Origin of the sequence: Curtobacterium sp. PhB190, from assembly GCF_004365385.1 — a bacterium.
In the GTDB taxonomy this organism is placed as follows: domain Bacteria; phylum Actinomycetota; class Actinomycetes; order Actinomycetales; family Microbacteriaceae; genus Curtobacterium.
Genome location: NZ_SODN01000005.1, coordinates 283,314 through 296,385 on the forward strand (window position 1 = coordinate 283,314; position 13,072 = coordinate 296,385).

A 13,072-nucleotide genomic window follows, 5' to 3' on the forward strand; every position below is an offset into this window, starting at 1 on the left:
CGCGCCGCACGCGCCCGCGCCACCCGGCGCATGATGAACGCATGTCCCGCATCCTCGTCACCGGATCGACCGACGGCCTCGGGTGGGCGACCGCCGACACCCTGCTCCGCGACGGGCACGACGTCGTCGTGCACGCCCGGAGCACGGCACGGGCGGAGGCAGTCGCCGACCTGCTCGACCGTGGTGCCACGCTCGTCGTCGCCGACCTGTCCGACCGCGACGCCGTGATCGCCGCTGCGCGCGACCTCGACGCCGGCGACCCGATCGACGCGGTCGTGCACAACGCCGGCGTGATCTCCGGCCGTGCGCTGATCCCGGTCAACGTCGTCGCGCCGTACCTGTTCACCGCGCTGCTCCACGCGCCGACCCGGCACGTGTACCTGAGCAGCGGGATGCACCGCGGCGGCCGGCCCCGACTGGACGGCGTCGACTGGGACGGCACCGCGGAGACCAACACCTACTCGGACACCAAGCTCTTCGTGACCGCGCTCGCCGCCGAGGTCGCCGAGCGCCGGCCCGGCGTCCTGAGCAACGCCGTCGACCCGGGTTGGGTCCCGACCAAGATGGGCGGCGCGGGGGCGTCGGACGACCTCGAGCTCGGGCACCGCACCCAAGAGGCCCTCGTGACCGACCCCGACGCAACCCTCAGCGGCGGTTACTGGTTCCACGGACAGCGGCAGGAGCCGCACCAGGCGGTCGCTGACCCGCAGTTCCGCCGCCAACTCGTCGGCGCCCTGGCGACGGCGACGGGCATCACCCTCTGAAGCAGGACAGGAGCACCATGTCGACGGTCAGGGTCCACAACTTCGCAATCTCGCTCGACGGGTACGGTGCCGGAGCCGACCAGTCGATCGACCGGCCGTTCGGGCACGCCGACGGCCGACTCATGGGGTGGTTCGCCGCCACGGCCACCTTCCGCGCGATGCAAGGAGCGTCCGGCGGGACCACCGATGTCGACGACGAGTTCGCTCGCGCCTGGGGACCGGAGATCGGTGTCGAGATCATGGGGCGGAACAAGTTCGGACCCCAGCGCGGACCGTGGCCCGACGACGGCTGGACCGGGTGGTGGGGCGACGAACCGCCGTTCCACACGCCCGTGTTCGTGCTCACCCACCACCCGCGCGAGCCCCTCGAGATGGCGGGCGGGACGACCTTCCACTTCGTCGACGCGACCCCGGCGGAAGCGCTCGAGCTCGCCCGCCAGGCCGCACCGGGCCGGGACGTCCGGATCGGCGGCGGGGTCGAGACCGTCCGCGAGTTCCTGCAGGCCGACCTCGTCGACCACCTGCACCTGGTCGAGGTGCCGATCGTGCTCGGCCGCGGCGAGCGGCTCTGGGACGGACTCGAGGGGATCGAGGAGCGCTTCGACGTCGAGACGGTCGCGTCGCCGTCGGGCGTCGTGCACCGCACGTTCACGCGGGCGGCGCGCTGACCGCCGGGGGCACTGAACGCAGGGGGCGGCGGACGGGAGGAACGGTGCGGGCCCGCCACGGGCCTCCCGTCCGCACTGCGCGCCACGTCGACGACCGACGGCGGTCCCGGGGTTCTCCTGCGGATGGCAGGATGGGTCGACCCCATCGCCGATCAGATCCGGAGTGTGCACGTGACACAGGTCCCAGGTCGGCGTGAGCGGAACCGGCAGGACAAGCTCGACCGGATCACGGCTGCTGCCGGCGAGTTGTTCGCCGAGCACGGCGTCGACGACGTGACGACGCAGCAGATCGCGGAGCGCGCGGACATCGGAGCCGGCACGCTCTTCCTGTACGCGAAGACCAAGGGCGAGTTGCTGCTGCTGGTGCAGAACGCGAAGTACGACGAAGCGCTCGAACAGGGCCGTCGAGCTGCTGAGGCGACCGACGACGCGCTCGATGCGGTGCTCGCGCTCGTGACGCCGATCGTCGCCTGCAACCGGGTGCAGGTGTCCAACGGGCGGACCTACCTGCGGGAGATGGCCTTCGGGGACCCTGGCGAGCCGCACCATGCGCGAGCGCTCGCGATCTCGGGGATGACCGAGCAGGCGGTCGCGGAGATCCTGATCGACCGCGGTGGTCTCGACGACGCACGGGCCGCGACGCTCGCGCACGTGGTCTCGGCGGTGGTGTTCGTCACCATGGTGTCGCACGTCGACCCCGAGACCAGCGTGGCGAGCGTCGTCGAGTCGATCCGGGCGCAGCTCGGGGCGGTCCTGCCGCGCTGAGCCGGACTCCCGTCAGGCGACGGTGACGACGGTCTTGCCGCGCACGCGGCTCGTCCCGATCGACGCGAGCGCTTCGGGGGTCTGGTCGAAGGCGAACGTGGCGCCGACCACCGGGCGGATCGCGCCGGCCTGCACGAGGTCGGCGATCTGCTGGAGCTGCGCGCCGTCCGCTCGCATGAACAGGAACTCGTACGTGACCCCGAGTCGCTTCGCCTGCGCGCGGACCCCGCGGCTGATGCCGGCGATGACCAGTCGGATCACCGGGCCCAGCCCGGCCTCCTTCGCGAAGGCGGGGTCAGGGGTGCCGTTGATGCTCACGACCTTGCCGCCGGGGCGCAGCACGCGCAGGGACTTCTCGAGGTTCTCGCCGCCCAGACTGTCGAGGACGAAGTCGTAGTCGGACAGTTCCTGCTCGAAGTCCTGGGTGCGGTAGTCGATCACCACGTCGGCACCGAGCTCGCGGACGAAGTCGGCGTTGGCGGCCGACACCGTGGTGGCGACGTGGGCACCGAGGTGCTTGGCGAGCTGGATCGCGATCGTCCCCACGCCACCGGAGCCCGCGTGGACGAGCACCTTCGTGCCCGGTCCGACCCTGCCCTTCTCGACGAGCGCCTGCCACGCGGTCAGGGCGACGAGCGGCATCGAGGCAGCCTCGGCTGCGCTCACGTTCGACGGCGCGCGGGCGACGTCGGCTTCGTCGACGGCGATGCGCTCGGCGAACGTGCCGATGCGGTGGTCACGGGGGCGGGCGAAGACCTCGTCGCCGGGCTTGATCCGTCGGACGCCTGCGCCGACCGCGATCACGGTGCCGGCGACGTCGTGGCCGAGGACGAGCGGGGTCTTGTACGGCAGGATCAGCTTGAACTCGCCCTGGCGGATCTTCTCGTCGAGCTGGTTCAGGCCGGCGGCGGCGACGGCCACGAGGACGTCGTGGTCGCCGACGACCGGTTCGGGGACGTCGGTCTCGCGGAGGGGCTGCTTGTACTGGTCGAACGCGAAGGCGCGCATGGTGGTGCTCCTGAGGGTCGATGAGAAGACTCAATTCTGAGTGCACTCAGTAACCGATGTCAATCGGTCGACGTTGGGCCACCCGCACGAGGAGGGACTACCGTCGACCGCAGGTGACCCAGGCCCCCGGCTGCCGGCACGATCTCTTCGTCCGATGCCGACCGGAAACGCCATGTCCTCCTCGCAGACCGATCTCCCACACCAGCACGACCCGACGAGCTGGACCGCGCTCGAGGTCGGCCGGTGGGAAGCCCGCTCCGGCCGGTCCCACATCGGAACAGTCGTCTTCACGAACCGGTACGAGGTCCGTGGGTGGTCGGGCGAGGTCTTCGGCGACCACACGAGCCTGGAGAGCGCGAAGGCACAGGTCGAGGCGATGGCGCGGTGGAGCCTCGGTGAGCGACCGTGGTCACCCGACGGAGTCGACTGATCAGTCCATCGCGTCGTCGTAGATCCCGATCAGGCGGTCGAGGAACGCCTGCACCGTGGCGCGCTCGCTGTCGTCCATGTCGGCGACGACGTCCTCGATCCCCTCGATCAGCGGCAGCACCAGGTCGTACGCACGATCGGACGACCGCTCGGCTGCGGTGACCACGAGCTTCCGGCCGTCGCTGGGGTGCCGCTCGCGCGTGACGTGGCCGGCGGACTCGAGTCGGTTGAGCACGAGGGTCATGGCGGCGGTGGAGATCTCCAGTCGCCGCGCGAGCTCGGTCGGGGTGGACCGTCCGTGGGTGATGAGGTGGTCCATCGCCTCGAGCCCGGCCGCGTCGACGTCGAGTGCCCGGGCCAGGTGTCGCTCGAAGCGCTGCTGGCGGACCCCGACCTGTTGGACCCGGGCGCGGATGTCGTCGTCGGGCAGCGGTCGTCCGTCGCGACGGGCGGCTTCGCGGTCGCGTCGATCGTCGCGGTCGCTCCGGGCGTCGCGGTCTCGTCGTCCGTCGGTGGGCGCTGTCGGTTCGTCGTGCGGCACGAGGTCGATGGTAGTCGTGTAGATTGCCAATCTCATTGGTAATCAAGATTCGAGGCAACATGTCGACCGACCGCAAGCGCGTCCTCATCTCCGGTGCGAGCATCGCCGGACCCGCCCTGGCCTACTGGCTGCACCGGTACGGCTACGACACGACGATCGTCGAGCGCGCGCCGGAGCTCCGGACCGGCGGCCAGAACGTCGACGTGCGGGGCGCCGGGCGCGAGGTCTCGCGGCGGATGGGGATCGAGGACGACATCCGTGCCGCCACGACCGGTGAGGTCGGCACGCGGTTCATCGGCCGCTCCGGTTCGGTCATCGCGGAGTTCCCGGCCGGAACCACGGACTCGGGCGGCGCCACCGCGGAGCTCGAGATCCTGCGCGGTGACCTCGCGCAGCTGCTGGTCGGCCGGACCACCGACACCACCGAGTACTGGTTCGGCGACCGCATCACCGGCATCGCGGACAACGACGGCGCCGGCGACGGCGTGACCGTGCAGTTCGAGCACGCCGCCGACGAGCGGTTCGACCTGGTGGTGGCGGCGGACGGCATCGGGTCGAGCACCCGGCGACTGGTCTTCGGCGACGAGCCCGAGATCCGGTCCCTCGGCCTCGAGACCTCCTACGCGACGATCCCCCGCACCGATGCCGACGACGACTGGTGGCGCTGGTACAACGCACCGGGTGGTCGGTCGGTCACCCTCCGTCCGGACCCGCACGGCACGATCCGGGCGACGCTGTCGTTCGTGACCGACCGGACACGGGAGCGCGCCGGCTCCGAGCGACGGTCGATCGAGGAGCAGCGCCGGCGACTACACGAGGTCTTCGCCGATGCCGGCTGGGAAGCACGTCGTGTGCTCGCGGGCATCGACGCCGCTGACGACCTGTACTCCGAGTCGATCGGGCAGGTCCGTGCGCCGCGGTGGTCCGAGGGTCGGGTCGCGCTCGTCGGCGACGCCGCCTACTGCGCCTCACCGGTCAGTGGCATGGGTACGAGCCTGTCGCTCACCGGGGCGTACGTGTTGGCCGGTGAACTCGCCGCCCACGTCGACCACCGCGATGCATTCCGGGGCTACGAGCGCATCATGCGGCCGTACGTCACCCAGGCGCAGCAGCTGCCGCCGGGGGTGCCGCGGGTCGCGAACCCGAAGAGCCGGCTCGGGATCGCCGCGTTCGGTGCTGCGGTTCGGGTCGCCTCCACCCCGTTCATCGGTCGGCTCGGCGACCGGTTCTTCACGCCACCGGCCGACGCGATCGACCTGCCGGACTACGCACACCTCGGCTGACGTGCCACCTACAGGAGCCCGGTCAGGACGCCGCCGTCAGCCCGGATCGCGGCGCCGTTCGTCGCGGAGGACAGCGGGCTCGCGAGGTAGGTGACGAGCGCCGCGATCTCGGCAGGGTCGATGAAGCGCTCGAGCAGGCTGGTCCGGTTCTGACCGATGATCGCGGCCTGCATCGCCTCGACCGGAAGAGCCTGCGCCTCGGCGATCGCCTCGACCGTCGTCGCGACACCGTCGGAGTACGTGGGACCGCCGAGGACGGTGTTGATCGTGACCGAGGTCCCACGTGTCTGCTTCGCGAGTCCGTTCGCGAGCGCGATCACCGCGGCCTTGGTCACGCCGTAGTGCACCATGTCCGCGGGGACGTTCACGCCGGACTCGCTCCCGATGAACACGATGCGACCCCACCCGCGTTCGAGCATCCCGCCGAGCAGGTGCCGCGACAGGCGGACCCCGCTCATCACGTTGACCTCGAAGTACCGGGACCAGTCCTCGTCGGCGATCGACTCGAAGGCGGCGAGGCCGAAGAGTCCGACGTTGTTGACGAGGACGTCGACGTCGTCGAGGGACCCGAGCAGTCGGGTGACGTCGCCCGGGTCTCCGAAGTCGGCCGCGATGCCGGACACCGTGGTTCCCGGCTGGTCACGCCGCAGGCGATCGACGGTTGCTTCGACCCGGGCGTCCTCCCGGCCGTTGACGATCACGCGCATGCCCTCGGCCGCGAGTGCGGAGGCGATCGCGTACCCGATGCCCTGCGTCGATCCGCTGATGAACGCCGTTCTGCCTCGGAGTTGCAGGTCCATGGATCCTCCTTCGTCGTCTCGCGTCACTCGACCCGGTGACTTGCCTGAGCAAGTCACCGTACGTCCGTTTACTTGCTCAGGCAAGTCACCGGACGTACGATGCCGTGATGGCACCGCCCGATGAACCACACGGCCTGCGCGGCGAACGACTCGAGATCTGGGCAGCCGTGGCGACGATGCTCGAACGGCTCCCGGTCGCCCTGGACGCCCAACTCCAACGAGACAGTGGCCTCACGCACTTCGAACTCGGGGTCCTCACCGCCCTCGACGCCGCGCCGGACAGGACCCTGCGGATGAGCACGCTCGCCGGGTACGCGAGCTCGACGCTCTCACGACTGTCCCGCGCGGTGACTCGGCTCGAGGCGAAGGGGTGGGTGCGCCGTGTGGTCGACCCGACGGACGGCCGCTTCACCCTCGCGGTCTTGACGGATGACGGGCACGGCAAGGTCCTCGAGTCGACGCCCGCGCACCATGCCCTGGTCGAGCGCCTGGTGTTCGACACGCTCACCGAAACCCAGACGCGGCAGCTCGGGGTCATCGCGCGGAGCATCGGCGACGCAGTGGACGCAGCTCCGGCGTGGACGCCGCCCAGGGCCCGCCAGCCGTGACCGGACCGACACGTCCGGGCCGCACCACGCTGGTGCGGTAGGTTCCTGCCCAACGCATTCCGGACGCGAGAGGGGAGCGCGGATGGCCCAGGGACACCGCTCGCCCCCCACGATGAGTGACGTCGCAGCCGTCGCCGGCGTCTCGAAGAAGACCGTCTCGAACGTCCTCTCCGGCTACGAGCACGTCTCCGCCCGCACCCACGACCGGGTGATGGCCGCGGTGGACGAACTCGGCTACGAGCTCAACGTTTCGGCCCGGAACTTCCGCGCCGGCCGGTCGAAGGTCATCGGCCTGGCGGTGCCGGAGCTACGGCAGGCGTACTTCGCCGAGCTCGCCGACGCCGTCATCCGCGCCGCCGGTGCCGTGGGCTACACGGTGCTCATCGAGCAGACCGCGAGCGGCGTGCGCGAGGCGGACGCGATCACCCGGATGCGCGAACACTCGATCGACGGCATCATCTACAGCCCGCTGACGGTGCGGTCGAGCGATGCTCCTGCGCTCGAGGTGAAGTTCCCCCTCGTGGTGCTCGGCGAGCCGATCCCGGACAGCCCGGTCACGTTCATCACGATGTCGAACGCGGACGCGCTGCACGACGCGACGGCGCACCTGCTCGACGCGGGCCGTCGTTCGATCGCCTTCATCGGTTCCGAACCGTCGGGGCCGGTACGGACGGCGCAGGAGCGGCTCCGCGGGTACCGCGAGGCGCTCGCCGAGCAGGGCGTGGCGTTCCGACCCGAACTCGTCGTCCCCACGGCGCTCTGGCACCGGGCCGAGGGGGCAGCGGCGGCGCGGGCGCTGCTCGACTCCGGCGTCGAGGTCGACGGGATCGTCTGCTGCAACGACGCCCTGGCGCTCGGGGCGATGAGCGCGTTGCAGCTCGCCGGTCGGACCGTGCCGGACGACGTCGCGGTCGTCGGCTTCGACGACATCGAGGAGTCGGCGTACGCGACGCCCGCGCTGACCACGGTGTCGGCCGACCTGGACCGGGTCGCGGCGACGGCGGTCGGGGTCCTCGTCGAGCAGCTCGAGGAGGACGCGGCCGTCGGTCCGGGCGTGCTGCGCTCGCCGCATGCGCTGGTCGTGCGGGCGTCTTCGGCGCCCGTCGCCGTGGAACGCACGGTCTCCGCCTGAGGTCTTGACCTGCCCGTCGAGCACCGACTACTGTCCAGATTTACACCGGTGTAAATCCGGCATGGACGAGGTCCCGCACACCGAAGTGCGGGACGGATGGCAGGTTTTCGATGAAGAAGCACATCGCGGTCGTCGCGCTCGCAACAGCGGCGGCGATCTCCCTGGCCGGGTGCGCCGGCTCCCCCGGATCGTCCGCGAACGCCCACGTCGACCTGAGGTTCTGGCACGGGTACACCGAGGCTGACGGCAAGGTCCTGGACGGCATCGTCAAGGACTTCAACGAGTCGCAGGACAAGGTCACGATCACGACCCAGACGAAGACGTGGGCGGTCATCGACGACACGATGCTCCCCGCGCTGACGGCGAAGAAGGGCCCGGACATCGTCGCGATGACCTCGGACCGACTGCCCGTCTACGCCGAGAAGAAGGCCCTCGTCGACCTGAGCGACTTCTACGACGACGACACCAGCAACACCGGCGAGCTCAAGGAGCAGGCCGTCGCGATGGAGCAGGTCGACGGCAAGGAGTACGGCGTCCCGAGTGGCTTCGTGCCCCTGTCCGTGATCTACAACAAGAAGCTCTTCGCCGAGGCCGGCATCGACGCGTTCCCGACGACGTGGGACGAGTGGGTCGCCGACGCGAAGAAGCTGACGAAGGACGAGAACGGCGACGGCACCCCGGAGCAGTACGGGCTCGTGCTGCCGGACCACCAGACGGTCGGCAACGGCATCTGGCCGAGCCTGTTCGCCGGCAACGGCGGCTCGATCACGAACGACGCCGGGACCAAGTCGACCATCGACTCCGCTGCGAACGTCGAGACGCTCGAGTACTGGGCGAAGGCGATCCGGCAGGACAAGATCTCGCCGACCGGTGTCGACGGCATCGCGGCCGACAAGCTCTTCACCGCCGGCAAGACCGCCATGGAGATCGGCGGCCCGTGGATGGCCGGCGTCGCGAAGTCGTCCGACATCGACTACGGGATCGCCGCGATCCCGGCCGGGCCGAAGGCGCAGGTGGCCTCCGCCATCGGCATCTCGCTCGGCGTGACCGCACAGACCGACGACCCGAAGCAGGCCGCTGCCGAGGACTTCCTGCGGTACTTCAACGAGAAGAACGTCGCGACCAAGTGGGCGCTCGGGTCGGGTTGGCCGTCCCTGCGCACCGACGTGACCGCCGCCGACGTCGACGCGAACCCCACCGTCGCGGCGCTGACCGGTCTGCCCGGCACGACGATCCCGCTCCTCCCGGGCGTCGTGAACAGCGGTGACGTGCTCACCGCGCTCGACACCGCGACGCAGAAGTCGATCGCGGGCGGCGACCCGGAGTCGCTCCTCGGCACCGCAGACACCGACGTGCAGTCAGCCCTGAAGTAGAGGACCACGATGACCACGCAGCAACTCGGCCGACGCCGTCGGTACCGACCCCCGGGACAGCTCGGCGGCCGGACGCCCCTGAACGGGACCTTCCGCCGCCGTGCGACCGTCGTCGGCTTCCTCGCACCCGCGATCGTCATCCTCGGGGCGTTCGTCCTGTGGCCGATGCTCTCGGCACTGCGGCTGTCCTTCACGGACGCCAGCGGCTTCGGTGACCCGAGCTGGGTCGGCTTCGCGAACTACGTCCGGGTCTTCACCGACCCGGACGTGGTCCGCTCGATCGGCAACACGGCGCTGTACTCGGTGCTGTTCACCCCGGTCGCGATCGCCGTGGCGCTGGTGCTGGCCCTGGCGCTCAACCACCCGGCGTTGCCGTTCCGCGGCTTCTTCCGCTCGGCGCTGTTCCTGCCGTTCATCGTGTCCCTGGCGGTCGCCGCGTTCGCGTGGTCGTACCTGCTCGACCCGCAGATCGGCCTGCTGAACCACTGGCTCCAGGTGGGCGGCATCCGGCTCGGCAACGTCCTGCAGGACCCGGCCCTGGCGATGCCGACCGTGGTGCTCGTCGCGGTCTGGAAGAACTTCGGCTTCTACATGGTCATCTTCCTGGCGGGGCTGCAGGAGATCCCGACCAGCCTGTACGAGGCGGCGCAGCTGGACGGCGCGAACGGCCGCCAGCGGTTCGCGAACGTGACGTTCCCGATGCTCAGCAACACCATGGCGTTCGTCGTCATCGTCGCGCTCATCGCCGCACTGCAGGCGTTCGACCAGATCTACGTCCTGACCGGCGGCGGGCCGTACCGGTCCACCGAGACGATCGTCATGCAGATCTACCAGTCCGGGTTCAAGGACCTCGACCTCGGCTTCGCATCCGCACTGGCGTACGTGCTGCTGATCGCGACCCTGCTGCTGAGCCTCGTGCAGTTCCTGTTCTTCGGCAAGCGCGGAGAGGACACCGCATCATGACCGCACTCCCCCGTCCGGCCACCGCGGTCCGGCGCAGGACCGTCGCCCGTCGCGCACCGTCGATGCGCTGGCTCGGCTTCGCCGCGGTGCTCATCGTCACCCTCGCGGTGCTGCTCCCCGTGCTCGTCATCGTGTTCACGGCGTTCAAGCCGGCGAGCGAGGTGAACGCCTACCCGCCGACGCTGTTCCCGCACACGTGGACGCTCGACAACTTCCGAGCGATCTTCACACAGCTGCCGTTCGGCCGGCTCATCCTGAACAGCTTCGCCTTCGCCGGCGGGGTGACCGTCTTCGCGCTGGCGTTCGACGCGCTCGCCGCCTACGCGCTGGCCCGGCTCGACTTCCGGGGCAGCAAGGTCCTGCTCATCGTGATCATCGCCAGCCTGATGATCCCGTTCCAGGCCACCCTGATCCCGATCTACCAGCTCGTGTCCGACCTCGGGTGGGTGAACACCTTCGCCGGCCTCATCGCACCGCGGGCGGCGGACGCCTTCGGCATCTTCTTCCTCCGGCAGTTCTTCGTGTCGCTCCCCCGCGACCTCGACAACGCGGCGCGCATCGACGGTGCGTCCGAGTGGCGGATCTTCCGGAGCATCATCCTGCCGAACGCCGTACCGGCACTGCTCACCCTCGGCATCTTCACCTTCGTCAACAACTGGAACGACCTGCTCTGGCCGCTGGTGTTCACCACGGACCAGGACATGGGGACCATCACCTCGGGGCTGACCCTGCTGACCGGACCCGGCGGCATCATCCCGCAGGGCGTGATGATGGCCGGCGCCCTGATCGCCGTGCTGCCCCTCGCCGTCATGTTCCTGCTCGTGCAACGCCGCTTCATCGAGAGCGTCGCCAGCACCGGGCTCAAGTGACGACGACCCCGCGCGGTCCCCTCGGGGACGCGCCCACCACGAAACGAGACACCATGCACTGGTCCGACGACGGACGGCTGCACTTCGCCCTGGGCATCGAGGACACCTTCGTCCCGCAGGCCCGTCCGGGCGAGCGCCCCATCGACGAGTACGAACTCACCGACCACTACCGGCAGTACGCCGCCGACCTCGGCCTGGCCGTCGACGTCGGCGCCGAGCTGCTCCGCTGGGGCGTGCCCTGGTACCGGGTCGCCCCCGAGCCCGGTCTGTGGGACTGGTCGTGGGTCGACGATGTCATGCAGCGCTTCCGTGAGACCGGCCTGCGGCCCGTCATCGACCTGCTGCACTACGGCACACCGCTCTGGCTCGACGGTCAGTTCGCGAACCCCGACTACCCGGCGCACGTCACGGAGTACGCCGCCCGGTTCGCCGCCCGGTACGGCGACGTCGCGACCGACTACACGCCCGTCAACGAGCCCGTCATCCACGCCCTGTTCTCGGGTGAGTACGGGTACTGGCCCCCGTACCTGACCGGTGCCGAGGGTTCTGCCCGGATCGCCTCGGCGCTGGCGAAGGGGTTCGTCTCCACCCAGCACGCGATCGCCCGTGAACTCGGTGACGCCGCCACCTTCGTGCACGTCGACGCCGGCATCCGGTACGTCGGCGACGTCGATGCCCCCGAGCACCGCGACACCGTGGCGCGGCTCCGCGCCCAGACGTTCCTGGTCGAGGACCTCGTGACCGGCGGGGTCGACGACCACCACCCGCTCGTCGGACGGCTCCGCTCCGGCGGGGTCACCGACGCGGACCTGGACTGGTTCCGCCAGCACGCGGTCCGGCCGGACGTGATGGGCGTCAACTACTACCCCCTGCACTCCACCGAGGTCTTCGAGGCCGGCGTCCACCACGGCGGCGGCTTCGCCGACCCGCGTCCGTACCGGGACACGGGGGCCGAGGGACTCCGCGACGTGCTGACGACGTACGCCGAGCGGTACGGCGCCCCGGTCATGCTGACCGAGACGTGCGTCACCGGGTCCGTCGACGAACGCATCGGCTGGCTCGACGCCTCCGTGGCCGCCGTGCACGAGCTCCGTGCCGAGGGCGTCCCGGTGGTCGGGTACACCTGGTGGCCGCTGTTCGACATGTACGAGTGGACCTGGCGGCACACGGACGCACCCCGCCAGGAGCACCTGCTCACGATGGGCCTCTTCGACCTCGTCGAAGACGGCGACGGCGGGCTCGACCGCCGTCGCACCCCGGTCGCCGACGCCTTCGCCGCGCATGCGCGGCAGGAACGAGCCGTGGCAGCGGCCCTGTCGGCGACCACCTGAGGACGGGAGGCGCGGGTCGGGTCGGTCCCGCGCCTCCCGTCCGCCCCACACCACGTCTCAGGCCGCGACCGCTCCGTCTGTCGGCTCACGCAGGGCCGGGCAGTGCTCGGCAGTCGGGTGCTCGCTGATGGCGATGACCTCGTCGAGCCGGCCACGCGCGGCCTCGAGCTCCGCCATCTGCGCCGTGATCCGGTCGCGCTCGGCGACGAGCAGCGCGAACGACTCCGGTGTCGCGTGGCCGCTGTCCACGCACGGCAACAGCTGCACGATGGTGCGGCTCGGCAGGCCGGCGGCGAACAGCTGCTGCACGAGCTGGACGCGCTCGACCGCCGGGGCGTCGTAGACGCGCTGCCCGCTGGTGGTCCGCGACGCGGCGAGCAGTCCCTGCTCCTCGTAGTACCGCAGCGAGCGCACGCTGGCACCCGTCTCCGCGGCGAGGTCGCCGATCCGCATGCGGACTCCGATCCGGGGCTTGCCCCTGACATGGATGTGAGGTCTTAGCGTAACCGAGCCGCTGCGGGAGACACCCGCGCGGCAG

At 70.4% G+C, this 13,072-nt stretch carries 15 protein-coding genes; 11 read left to right on the top strand and 4 right to left on the bottom strand.

The window, feature by feature from the left end; all coding sequences use genetic code 11:
* Nucleotides 1-41: 41 nt before the first annotated feature.
* The 3 genes from EDF47_RS10490 (at nt 42) to EDF47_RS10500 (ending at nt 2,197) form a co-directional block, all read left to right on the top strand.
* Nucleotides 42-764, top strand: coding sequence for an SDR family NAD(P)-dependent oxidoreductase (locus EDF47_RS10490; protein WP_133938123.1), 723 nt, complete (start codon nt 42-44; stop codon nt 762-764).
* 17 nt (nt 765-781) lie between these two features.
* Complete coding sequence (locus tag EDF47_RS10495; protein WP_133938125.1) at nt 782-1,432, top strand: dihydrofolate reductase family protein; 651 nt, start codon at nt 782-784, stop codon at nt 1,430-1,432.
* A gap of 165 nt (nt 1,433-1,597) precedes the next feature.
* Complete coding sequence (locus EDF47_RS10500) at nt 1,598-2,197, top strand: TetR/AcrR family transcriptional regulator (RefSeq protein WP_243648810.1); 600 nt, start codon at nt 1,598-1,600, stop codon at nt 2,195-2,197.
* Between the two features lie 12 nt (nt 2,198-2,209).
* On the opposite strand, the gene EDF47_RS10505 is transcribed toward EDF47_RS10500, so the two are convergent.
* Nucleotides 2,210-3,205 (bottom strand): NADP-dependent oxidoreductase, encoded by a 996-nt coding sequence (locus tag EDF47_RS10505; protein WP_133938127.1) that lies wholly within the window; start codon nt 3,203-3,205, stop codon nt 2,210-2,212.
* 172 nt (nt 3,206-3,377) lie between these two features.
* Here EDF47_RS10505 and EDF47_RS10510 point away from each other — a divergent pair, with 172 nt between their 5' ends.
* The gene (locus tag EDF47_RS10510) at nt 3,378-3,635 is read left to right on the top strand and encodes a hypothetical protein (protein ID WP_131920855.1); all 258 of its coding nucleotides are present in this window, start codon (nt 3,378-3,380) and stop codon (nt 3,633-3,635) included.
* Here EDF47_RS10510 and EDF47_RS10515 read toward each other — a convergent pair whose 3' ends face one another.
* Nucleotides 3,636-4,175: a MarR family transcriptional regulator gene (locus EDF47_RS10515; protein WP_243692333.1), complete on the bottom strand. Its 540-nt coding sequence runs from the start codon at nt 4,173-4,175 to the stop codon at nt 3,636-3,638.
* 59 nt (nt 4,176-4,234) lie between these two features.
* On the opposite strand from EDF47_RS10515, the gene EDF47_RS10520 reads away from it, so the two are divergent.
* A complete protein-coding gene (locus EDF47_RS10520) occupies nt 4,235-5,458 on the top strand; it encodes an FAD-dependent monooxygenase (RefSeq protein ID WP_133938129.1) in 1,224 nt (407 codons plus the stop codon).
* Between the two features lie 8 nt (nt 5,459-5,466).
* Here the strand turns inward: EDF47_RS10520 and EDF47_RS10525 are convergent, their stop codons facing one another.
* Nucleotides 5,467-6,258: an SDR family NAD(P)-dependent oxidoreductase gene (locus EDF47_RS10525; protein ID WP_133938131.1), complete on the bottom strand. Its 792-nt coding sequence runs from the start codon at nt 6,256-6,258 to the stop codon at nt 5,467-5,469.
* 107 nt (nt 6,259-6,365) lie between these two features.
* Here EDF47_RS10525 and EDF47_RS10530 point away from each other — a divergent pair, with 107 nt between their 5' ends.
* From EDF47_RS10530 to EDF47_RS10555, 6 genes are all read left to right on the top strand, one after another.
* Nucleotides 6,366-6,866 (top strand): MarR family transcriptional regulator, encoded by a 501-nt coding sequence (locus EDF47_RS10530; protein ID WP_132099214.1) that lies wholly within the window; start codon nt 6,366-6,368, stop codon nt 6,864-6,866.
* Between the two features lie 112 nt (nt 6,867-6,978).
* Nucleotides 6,979-7,998: a LacI family DNA-binding transcriptional regulator gene (locus EDF47_RS10535; protein WP_166673221.1), complete on the top strand. Its 1,020-nt coding sequence runs from the start codon at nt 6,979-6,981 to the stop codon at nt 7,996-7,998.
* A gap of 110 nt (nt 7,999-8,108) precedes the next feature.
* A complete protein-coding gene (locus tag EDF47_RS10540) occupies nt 8,109-9,371 on the top strand; it encodes an ABC transporter substrate-binding protein (RefSeq protein ID WP_133938135.1) in 1,263 nt (420 codons plus the stop codon).
* Nucleotides 9,372-9,380: 9 nt separating this feature from the next.
* Nucleotides 9,381-10,334, top strand: a complete 954-nt coding sequence (locus EDF47_RS10545) for a sugar ABC transporter permease (protein ID WP_132099213.1) — start codon at nt 9,381-9,383, stop codon at nt 10,332-10,334.
* A complete protein-coding gene (locus tag EDF47_RS10550) occupies nt 10,331-11,203 on the top strand; it encodes a carbohydrate ABC transporter permease (protein WP_133938137.1) in 873 nt (290 codons plus the stop codon). Before EDF47_RS10545 ends, EDF47_RS10550 begins: the two co-directional genes overlap by 4 nt.
* Nucleotides 11,204-11,256: 53 nt before the next feature.
* Nucleotides 11,257-12,534 (top strand): family 1 glycosylhydrolase, encoded by a 1,278-nt coding sequence (locus tag EDF47_RS10555; protein ID WP_133938139.1) that lies wholly within the window; start codon nt 11,257-11,259, stop codon nt 12,532-12,534.
* A 57-nt stretch (nt 12,535-12,591) separates the two neighbouring features.
* Here the strand turns inward: EDF47_RS10555 and EDF47_RS10560 are convergent, their stop codons facing one another.
* On the bottom strand, nt 12,592-12,987 hold the full coding sequence (locus tag EDF47_RS10560) for a MerR family transcriptional regulator (RefSeq protein WP_133938141.1): 396 nt from the start codon (nt 12,985-12,987) through the stop codon (nt 12,592-12,594).
* Nucleotides 12,988-13,072 lie beyond the last annotated feature (85 nt).

Bases quoted from the DNA above. Each gene is read 5' to 3' on its own strand.
- EDF47_RS10490 (WP_133938123.1), top strand. From the start codon at position 42: ATGTCCCGCATCCTCGTCACCGGATCGACCGACGGCCTCGGGTGGGCG.
- EDF47_RS10495 (WP_133938125.1), top strand. From the start codon at position 782: ATGTCGACGGTCAGGGTCCACAACTTCGCAATCTCGCTCGACGGGTAC.
- EDF47_RS10505 (WP_133938127.1), bottom strand. From the start codon at position 3,205: ATGCGCGCCTTCGCGTTCGACCAGTACAAGCAGCCCCTCCGCGAGACC.
- EDF47_RS10510 (WP_131920855.1), top strand. From the start codon at position 3,378: ATGTCCTCCTCGCAGACCGATCTCCCACACCAGCACGACCCGACGAGC.
- EDF47_RS10520 (WP_133938129.1), top strand. From the start codon at position 4,235: ATGTCGACCGACCGCAAGCGCGTCCTCATCTCCGGTGCGAGCATCGCC.
- EDF47_RS10525 (WP_133938131.1), bottom strand. From the start codon at position 6,258: ATGGACCTGCAACTCCGAGGCAGAACGGCGTTCATCAGCGGATCGACG.
- EDF47_RS10530 (WP_132099214.1), top strand. From the start codon at position 6,366: ATGGCACCGCCCGATGAACCACACGGCCTGCGCGGCGAACGACTCGAG.
- EDF47_RS10535 (WP_166673221.1), top strand. From the start codon at position 6,979: ATGAGTGACGTCGCAGCCGTCGCCGGCGTCTCGAAGAAGACCGTCTCG.
- EDF47_RS10540 (WP_133938135.1), top strand. From the start codon at position 8,109: ATGAAGAAGCACATCGCGGTCGTCGCGCTCGCAACAGCGGCGGCGATC.
- EDF47_RS10545 (WP_132099213.1), top strand. From the start codon at position 9,381: ATGACCACGCAGCAACTCGGCCGACGCCGTCGGTACCGACCCCCGGGA.
- EDF47_RS10550 (WP_133938137.1), top strand. From the start codon at position 10,331: ATGACCGCACTCCCCCGTCCGGCCACCGCGGTCCGGCGCAGGACCGTC.
- EDF47_RS10555 (WP_133938139.1), top strand. From the start codon at position 11,257: ATGCACTGGTCCGACGACGGACGGCTGCACTTCGCCCTGGGCATCGAG.
- EDF47_RS10560 (WP_133938141.1), bottom strand. From the start codon at position 12,987: ATGCGGATCGGCGACCTCGCCGCGGAGACGGGTGCCAGCGTGCGCTCG.